General features: G+C 49.9%; 14 protein-coding genes. 1 reads left to right on the top strand and 13 read right to left on the bottom strand.

Translation table 11 applies throughout. The annotated features are described in order from the left end of the window. The 11 genes from GJ688_RS14020 to GJ688_RS13970 all read right to left on the bottom strand — a co-directional run. Window positions 1-740: tape measure protein (locus tag GJ688_RS14020; protein WP_155477178.1), on the bottom strand; the 740-nt coding region annotated here is incomplete at its 3' end. A 39-nt stretch (window positions 741-779) separates the two neighbouring features. Beyond that, entirely contained in the window at window positions 780-1,079 is a 300-nt protein-coding gene (locus GJ688_RS14015) for a hypothetical protein (protein WP_155477177.1), read from the bottom strand. 53 nt (window positions 1,080-1,132) lie between these two features. Continuing rightward, window positions 1,133-1,426, bottom strand: a complete 294-nt coding sequence (locus tag GJ688_RS14010) for a hypothetical protein (protein WP_155477176.1) — start codon at window positions 1,424-1,426, stop codon at window positions 1,133-1,135. A gap of 21 nt (window positions 1,427-1,447) precedes the next feature. Continuing rightward, on the bottom strand, window positions 1,448-1,873 hold the full coding sequence (locus GJ688_RS14005) for a phage tail tube protein (protein ID WP_155477175.1): 426 nt from the start codon (window positions 1,871-1,873) through the stop codon (window positions 1,448-1,450). Then, complete coding sequence (locus GJ688_RS14000) at window positions 1,874-2,239, bottom strand: minor capsid protein (protein WP_155477174.1); 366 nt, start codon at window positions 2,237-2,239, stop codon at window positions 1,874-1,876. Window position 2,240: 1 nt separating this feature from the next. Next, window positions 2,241-2,681, bottom strand: coding sequence for a hypothetical protein (locus GJ688_RS13995; RefSeq protein ID WP_155477173.1), 441 nt, complete (start codon window positions 2,679-2,681; stop codon window positions 2,241-2,243). Further along, on the bottom strand, window positions 2,681-2,929 hold the full coding sequence (locus tag GJ688_RS13990; protein WP_155477172.1) for a hypothetical protein: 249 nt from the start codon (window positions 2,927-2,929) through the stop codon (window positions 2,681-2,683). The genes GJ688_RS13995 and GJ688_RS13990 overlap by 1 nt, the downstream gene beginning before the upstream one ends. 59 nt (window positions 2,930-2,988) lie before the next feature. Next, complete coding sequence (locus GJ688_RS13985; RefSeq protein ID WP_155477171.1) at window positions 2,989-3,336, bottom strand: hemerythrin domain-containing protein; 348 nt, start codon at window positions 3,334-3,336, stop codon at window positions 2,989-2,991. A 10-nt stretch (window positions 3,337-3,346) separates the two neighbouring features. Then, a complete protein-coding gene (locus tag GJ688_RS13980) occupies window positions 3,347-3,538 on the bottom strand; it encodes a hypothetical protein (RefSeq protein ID WP_155477170.1) in 192 nt (63 codons plus the stop codon). A 65-nt stretch (window positions 3,539-3,603) separates the two neighbouring features. Next, window positions 3,604-4,524: a major capsid protein gene (locus GJ688_RS13975; protein ID WP_155477169.1), complete on the bottom strand. Its 921-nt coding sequence runs from the start codon at window positions 4,522-4,524 to the stop codon at window positions 3,604-3,606. Window positions 4,525-4,581: 57 nt separating this feature from the next. Further along, on the bottom strand, window positions 4,582-5,127 hold the full coding sequence (locus GJ688_RS13970) for a hypothetical protein (protein WP_155477168.1): 546 nt from the start codon (window positions 5,125-5,127) through the stop codon (window positions 4,582-4,584). A gap of 131 nt (window positions 5,128-5,258) precedes the next feature. Between GJ688_RS13970 and GJ688_RS21050 the strand changes: the two genes are divergently transcribed. Beyond that, window positions 5,259-5,387 (top strand): hypothetical protein, encoded by a 129-nt coding sequence (locus GJ688_RS21050; RefSeq protein ID WP_268892081.1) that lies wholly within the window; start codon window positions 5,259-5,261, stop codon window positions 5,385-5,387. A 36-nt stretch (window positions 5,388-5,423) separates the two neighbouring features. Here the strand turns inward: GJ688_RS21050 and GJ688_RS13965 are convergent, their stop codons facing one another. Together GJ688_RS13965 and GJ688_RS13960 are read right to left on the bottom strand one after the other, a co-directional pair. Continuing rightward, complete coding sequence (locus GJ688_RS13965) at window positions 5,424-6,317, bottom strand: phage minor capsid protein (protein WP_235910994.1); 894 nt, start codon at window positions 6,315-6,317, stop codon at window positions 5,424-5,426. Continuing rightward, on the bottom strand, window positions 6,314-7,774 hold the full coding sequence (locus GJ688_RS13960) for a phage portal protein (RefSeq protein ID WP_235910993.1): 1,461 nt from the start codon (window positions 7,772-7,774) through the stop codon (window positions 6,314-6,316). The genes GJ688_RS13965 and GJ688_RS13960 overlap by 4 nt, the downstream gene beginning before the upstream one ends. Between the last annotated feature and the right edge of the window lie 18 nt (window positions 7,775-7,792).

Genomic DNA, 7,792 nt, shown 5'->3' with positions numbered 1-7,792 from the left:
GTCAGTTCCCCGAGGGTTGACGAAATAAAATCTTTCAGGGTTGACGTCATTCCGGTGAAGGACTTGCCTAACTTATCAGTAGCCCCGGCGTACTTCTCTCCCATTCCCTGAATCAGCAGGGGAAGCACCTGGCTAGCCATGATTTTCCCTTGTTCAGACTGTTTGCGAAGCTCTTCCGTTGATATTCCCATTTTGTTGGCGAGAATGTCCCAGGCCGCAATTCCCCGCGACGTTAACTGCATCATGTCCTGGGCATTGAGCTTGCCGCTGGTGTTGATTTGTCCCAAGGCCATCGACACACCCTTGAGGGCTTCTGCTCCGCCGCCAACCGCTGCCACTGCATTTCCGACGGCTTGGATGTCGGGGATGACCTGCTCTGCCGAGATGCCCATGGCAAGCAATGACTTTGCTGATTCCTGTACGCCGGGGAATTCAAAGGGCGTCGTATCGGCGTATTGTTTTAAGGCGGCAATCATCGCTTTGGCTTGTTCGGCACTGCCTAACAAGGTCTCGAACCCCATCTGGGCCGTTTGCATATCGGCGTTATATTTGATGCCTGCGGCCCCGGCGGCTCCCAGGGCGGCAGTGACGATACTACCGTACTTCACCGCTTCTTTTCCGAAATCGAAGAGTCCGGAAGCCTGCTCTTTTACCTTACCGCCAAAATCGGCCACAAGTTTTTGGGAATCCGTTAGATTCTTTTTCAGCCCCGAGATCTCTGCCGTTAACCGGACGACCACTTCCCCTAATACGGACAGGAACTCACCCCCTTTAGGACATCACTGATTGAACTTTTCTACCAAATCACGAAACGCTTTTGTCCGATCTTCTTCGTTTATGGGCCGGGAGTCCTCGGTGCTGTCTATTCCCAACAATAAGTCCACCGTAACGGGCTGCTTGAGTGTACCGGTTGCGTTCATAAGGTTTGCGGCCAACCAAGCCGTCCGTCGATACGCGAATTCATAGTGCGTTACCTTTTCTTTGCTCCGTGCTTCTGCCATTTCGATTAATTCAATCAGCGTCAATCCCCACATTTCTGCGGGGCGGATCTGCAGGACCCCGAAGGCGGTCTCTTTCACCTGTTGCCAAAAATCCGTTCTTGTCGCAACCGGCGTTCCTTCGGGGTCGTCGGTTAGTTTTTTCCTGTGGCCAACTGAAATGCTTCGGTGATTTTTTGATTCACTTCCCCGAGGTTTTCCAAGTCGACAAAAGCCCCGACATCAATCTCCGATAAACCGGGATCTTCGTGAACTAATCCTGCCCACAAAAATACCCGTAGCTGTTTGACACCCATCGCCAATTGATCAAGCTCTTGCAGTGATACGCCTAACTTATCTTCCAACTCGGCCAAAGCATTTAAGTCGTAGCGAAGTTTCCTGGGCTTGTCCAACGTAATCTCGACCAAGGATTTGTGTTTATTTGCCATATTCCGTTATCCCTCCATTATTTACGGGGTGCTTCCATCCATGAGCGTTAAGGCTCCGGTTCCGGTGAGAGACAGTTTATAGGTCGCAGCCCCATCCTGCGGAAACTCATAGGGGAAGTCGCTGATGATGCAGTGGCCGGTGTACTTTCGACCGGAGGGAAACCGAATTTCTGCCTTAATCATAGCCCGGTTCAACCAAGACTGCTCCAGATAGACGGTGGCCGTGTCATCGGCAATTAGGAAGCCGTTACATTCCAAAGTCCATGAGTTTACCCCGGCGACGTTTTCGGCCCAGCCGTTGGCATCTTTGGAGGTTACGTCTACCACGTGAGTGGCACGGTTTAACGTGGCTCCTGATTGTCCGCCGAGAACGGTATAGGTGGGGGTATCGTTGGTTCCCCCGGTTTGCACATACAACAAAACATCGACACCCGCGAGTTTTGCCAATTAGTCCACCTCCAGCAAAATTGAAAAGTTGACCGAATAAAAAGAACGCCCGTTTTCGTCGGTTCCCGCATAGAGGGGAGCCGAGTTTTGGGCGTTACATAGAATCACCTGTTCGGAGCCGATTTGAAATCCTCGCTTTTGATGCAGCATATCCAGAAACTCACCGGCTTTTTGTTCCGCTTGGGCGGGATGTTTGCTTCGGACCATCACTTGAAACGAAGGCCGTCGAATGTTCCGATCCGGTGGCCCTCCGCCAAAGATCGTAACAACGACACAATCATCCGGACCGGTCGGTGGAAACCGATTGGCGAAGTAAACGGCCTCTACTCGATTGCAAAGGTACTGAATCAAATCCATGACTTTCATGTTACTGGCCATCCTTTTGTATCACCTGGCGTAACACCTGACGGATGTGTTTTCGATATGTGTCGGCTTCGCCCTCTAACGGCCGGGTTAGGAACTTATTGCCCACATTGTAGTGGGTTCCAGACATCCCCTCTGTTCCCGGCTTAGCACGCGAACCGGGTCCCAACCGGTATTCACCCTCGTGCATTTGAACGGCGTAGTTGAGGTTCCCTTCACGGACGGCATATTGGACATTTACCGTCACTTGATCTCGATTTGTGTTCACTTCCCGAGCATAGGACTTTTCAAGGATTCCTTTGTCATGGGGAGCAATTTCTGACGAAACACGAAGTAAATCATCGGCACAATCGTTGACCGCTTGAACCAACGCTTTACTCGATTCATGTTCCGCCTTCGCCAGCTTATGCAACACTTCTTTGGCATCCACTGTGATGTTGGCCATTACACAACCACCTTCGTAAATACAGGTTTTCCGCCAAAGTCTCGAAGGACGGATACGGATAATGGCTGTCTAGAATAAGACACACCGTTTTCATTGGTCCACTCCAAAACATCGTTGAAGCCGATTTCCACGAGTCCTCTAAGCAGAATCTCGGCGTTCGAAACCACTTCTTTGCCATGAGAATCCTTGACGAGCATGAACTTTTCCTCGATGCGACAGGGGAAGGTTTTCTTAGAACCAGGTAACATAATCCCCCATGCATCCATAGTGTCGCTGGTGCTTCGCGTGATCCATTGTTTTAACGGAATCAGTCGGCGTACCTCCCCACTCGACGCCCAAGGATGGCGATGACTTCAGAAGAGACAGAATTCACGCGGTCCATGGAGATGGAAAGTCCACCAACCGATACGGATTTTACGCCTTGCTGCGTTTTACGGATCGTTTCATCCATTCGTAACATCCAGAGAGCTTGTTCAAAAACGGCTTCTTCGGGGATGGGTCTATTATCCGGTTGGAATCTACGGAATAACCGGTAGAGTTGGGTTTCAGCGTTATCCAAGGCACGCTGGCGAGTGGTGTCGTCCGCTGTCATCCATTCCTCGTTATGAAGGACACGATGAGTAAGATAGGCATTGGCGGCACTCAAATCGACCATAGATTATCACCTATTTTTTTACGGTAGTGGGCTTCTTTTCTTCCGAGGTTTCTTCTTTAATTTCTTCTGCCGTGTACCCGTAGTCCCTAGTAAACAGATTTTTCAACCAGTCTTCTTCCACGGTAGCCTCGCCATTCGTAAACAAGATCCCTTCTGTTACCCCGTTGTAAATCTTGTTGGGCGTCATGATACGGTATTTCAAACTCTTATCCTCCCATATAAAAAATGGACGTGGCAGAGTCCGTATCTACCACGTCTGCACTATCCTTAGGGCTTTGGAACAACACCTTTTTTGATATACCGTAACCGAGCTGCTGCCCGAGGATGGAACACAGCCATCCCGCAATAGAACTCAATCCGAGTTCGGAAGACCGGCTTGCTGTCAATTTCTCCGAGGTCACGGACAGAAACTCCGCCGTTTCGGAGTCCCGACACATACTGCTCCGCACCGAATTTTATCGCATAAATCGAAGCAGTATCATTCGTGGTACCCGCTTTATCCAGTTCGGTAAAGCCAAGGATCTCCTGACCGGCTCCGTCGGTTTCAATAATCCGAATCGGAATCCCGGCGTAGGTGGCTACCGGGCGACCAAAAGAGTCCTCGCCGCTTTCAATATAGTGCTTAGAGTTTTGCAGGACCAGTTTGAGTTCCCGACGCATCGTTTTTGAGCAGAAGATAACGTCCGGCTCTCCTTCTACGGCGTCGATTAGTTCATCGAGCTTCGGCAAATCGAGCACTTCGTCTTTTCCATCAATCACTTGCTTATTGGTCAGCCGTTTCTGTAACCCATCGAATTGCCCCGGTTGAGCCGCATCCCCTTTGATAAAGGCACGGGTAAATTCCAAGGCCAGTGCTTTTGCTTTCATGTCCGTGTGGATAGAGCGAATGTCGTTGACGTTTCCTCGGGTTTGAACGAGAAATTTATCGATGTCCACGTCGCCGCCGAGGATATATAAGCCTTCGGAAAGTTGGTTGACCACACCAGCCGATTCTACATAGCCTTCGTTTACCGAACGAAACGCAATACCCGGTAGGGTCTGCTCCTGATTGTATTTGTACGAGTTACCCGAAATCTCCATGAAGGGTAAGAGTTCCAAAATGGGGGAAGATCGGGCGAAGGTATTAATTACACCTTTTTGTAGGACATCGGTCGATAACTTTGCGGCTTCGGTCATGGTAAGTGCCAAAGTGATAATTCCTCCCTGTGCGTATTTGGGCAAAGAAAAAGCGTAACCCGTGAAGGATTACGCTCGCTGGGCATAGCCCATTTTGAGAAGTTGGATCGAACTTAGTTGATTGAGGTCGGCGGTTTGGGTTTGTGCCGGATTCGTTGACTGTCCGACCGGTTGCTCTTGCTTTGTGCCGAACAAACCTTTCTTTTCGGCTGCCGTCAACCACTCCAACCTAGCTTCCGGTGTGAGGTTGCCGGGGACCAAGTCATGAAAATCTTTCGGTATCCCTTCCAACTTAGCTTCTAGAAGGCCGTTGATGACCGATTCCAACTGTTGTACCCGGCTATTGGCGGTTTTGTAACCGTCATTTGTTTTTGCCAGTTCGTCTGCAGTGGTTTTATAGAGTTCTTCAAACTTACCTTGATGTTCTTTTGCCTTTTTCGATTGCTGGTCACGCTCGGCTTGTAGTTGCTCCAGTTGGGTCTGTACGTCTTTATATTTGGTGTTGATTTCGTCGAACCGGGATTTGGGGATGAGATGCTCTTGGGGCGTAGGTTCAGGTTTTCCTTCGGGAATCGTTTGTTGTTGCGGCTCCTGTACCTGAGTTTCTTCGGCCAAAATGATGTCCTCCTTGCCCTACGCTTGATATCGCGGTTGCGTCCGCGTGGGGGTATTTGGCGGCTAGTTTAACGACATAACACCGATGGGTCGTGTAAAAAATCGGGTATTCTAATCCCGGAGGTGGTCTCATGATCGATCTTAAAGAACTGCATCAACGGCGACTTGAGATGTTCCGGCTGTCTCCGTTTCCCTTTTTTATCATAGCTCTCATTGTCAGCCTGTTTCTCTTTGTGTTCGGTCGCTGTCGAAAATGCTAACTGCCTCCTGCCACTCCGTTTGGGGTGGCTTTTTCCTTATTGAAAAGCTTTCATTTTTACTTGGTGCTTGTCTCGTAGTTGCTTGGGAAGCAGTTGTATATCCCGAACTGGACTCACATGGTGCTGGCAGTTGGGGTGAAATATCTTACCGATTCCGCGAACTTGGTCATATGTGAGGTATCCCGGTGTCGTCCCATGCAGAGAAATTACCATACCCTCAAATGACCGGCAGGCATCCTTGGCGTTATGAGAAGATATAACCGCCAAGTCCACACCGCGTTCCACTGTCTCCACACGAGTCCCCTCAACGTGGGCCTGTGTGAGTTTCGTTCGAACAACCATTTCTGCGTAAGTCGACAGGTTCCACCGCCGACCGGCTCGGTCAACAATGCCGATCCATGCTTCGCTGTCCAACTTAGCCGACAGCCCTTTATGGGTTAGGTCGTTAATGATGGTACCTTTCATTGTTCTGCGACCCATCTGTTCCAACGCTTTCACCCGTAACGTCTCGCTAACGGCGTTCCTTACAAGCTGCTTAATCTTTCTTTCTGTGTTTTGTGTTGCCATCAACAAATCCGTGTAGGTATCGTTAATCAACGCCTCGGTACGCTCACGGGCCAGCATGGAAAAAGAAATGGACGATGCCGCCTCGGATAAGGATGATGCATCGCCCAACGATAAAATGGTCTGTGCCTGTGCTCCAGTAAATGCCTGATTAATGACCTGCTCGCACCAAGATTTTGTGGAGCCGTCCAAGTCCCGAAGGATGACCATGATTTGCGAAAGTAACGATTCGGCGTAGGCTTTTTCCAACCTGCCCGATGCCGAAATAGTTTTTAATCTACCAGCAATTTCGGTAAAAGCCTTCTGGTAATAGCCAACCAGCCGTTTGATATCCCGCTCATAGACGGGCTTTGGAATTGGCATCATTCACCATCACCGGGTTGTTGAAAAATGGAGGGATCGGCCACGGCATCCTCTTCCTGCATACGCTTTAACTCCACATCGGCCTGTTCTTCCGTCAAATCATCCAGCCACATCAGAGCCGATTTCTGGGAAATCGTTGCTTTGCCGCCAGTTCGTATGGACATAATGTTCGCCATTTCGGTTTCATCATCCGGTAATCCGTCTTTGAACTTTACCTTAGGTATGGTCACTTCATAATCCTGCGATCCCTTACAGGCGATTTCAAGAAGTTGTGTAATCAGCAGTACTCGTTTTAAGGCTTTGTTGTAATACTGTCGCTTGCGGTTTACTTTCGCCAGAATGGAGTTCAACCGCCATTTAATCGCCAACCCCGATGCTCCGCTGGTCCCGGCATCACCCGAACCCAAAGCGATCTCAGGGATTTCGGCGTTGATTAACAGTAACTTGACCAGCTTATCTAATTCCATGAAAGCTGCCTGTAACTGTCCGTCCCAGGTAATGTACTGCGGGACCACTTCGTCCTTCCCCATCACCTCGAAGACCTTATCGACGCCCACCCTGAAGATGGGATTGCCCTGTTCATCTTCGCCCAGTGTACCTGCCGGGACCGCCATCGCCGGGTCAGCATGCTTATCAAGGATGGATGCAATCTGCGAAAGCCGGTGGTTGATTTCATCGAACAGCGGCTTGTTTTCGCTGAGGTCATCGATGCCCTCCCAACAATCGTCGGTGGCATAGTTAGGCACGTGGACCACCAGCAGATATGGGACGCCGGTAAGCACTTCACGCCGTTCTGATATGAGTTCAGCCGATATCCGCCATTCATTGATTTCGTTATCAACGGTCACCACAATCGGGTCCAGCTTGAACTTCGCGTAGACGATACGGCCCGGATAATGGGATTCCGTCGTTAACAACCAATCCTCGAAATCACCATGCTTCACAAGTACCGGGTAGGCGATGTGATACGCTATGATGCGATTTGCGTCACCGGGAGCCGTTTCGGGGAACACATACTCGGGATTCTGAGCTTCAATGATGACCCGGAAAGGATCGCTCTCCTTCCCCACCATCCCGCCAAACTCTTGCCCGTAACGGATTTTATAAAATGAGTCGCCCCGGTAGGCGTTAGATAAGGCACTTTCGTAGTTGAGGATATGAAGGTCGTTCCCCTCAACTAATCGTTCGATCGCCAGTTGTTCATTGGAGTTATCGTTTTTACCAGCGGAAAAGGTGGGTTGTTCGCCAAACAAAAAATCGGCCGATTTCTTACAAATCACGCCGGGTAGGTTCGTGGAGATATAAAGCAGTTCGTTTTGTCTGCGGGAAAGTTTTTTTTGAACCCTTTGGAATACGTCGTAGTGTTTGCCGAGAAACAACTTCTTGTTTTCCCTGTATCGCCGTATTCGATCTCGATGAGCCGGTTCCGGGTAGTAACTCCCAATGCTGAATAAGGACAAATTAGAGCTCTCCCCCCC

The sequence above is a fragment of the Heliobacterium mobile genome (assembly GCF_009720735.1).
Lineage (GTDB): Bacteria > Bacillota > Desulfitobacteriia > Heliobacteriales > Heliobacteriaceae > Heliobacterium > Heliobacterium mobile.
This window is presented reverse-complemented; position numbering and strand designations above follow the sequence as displayed.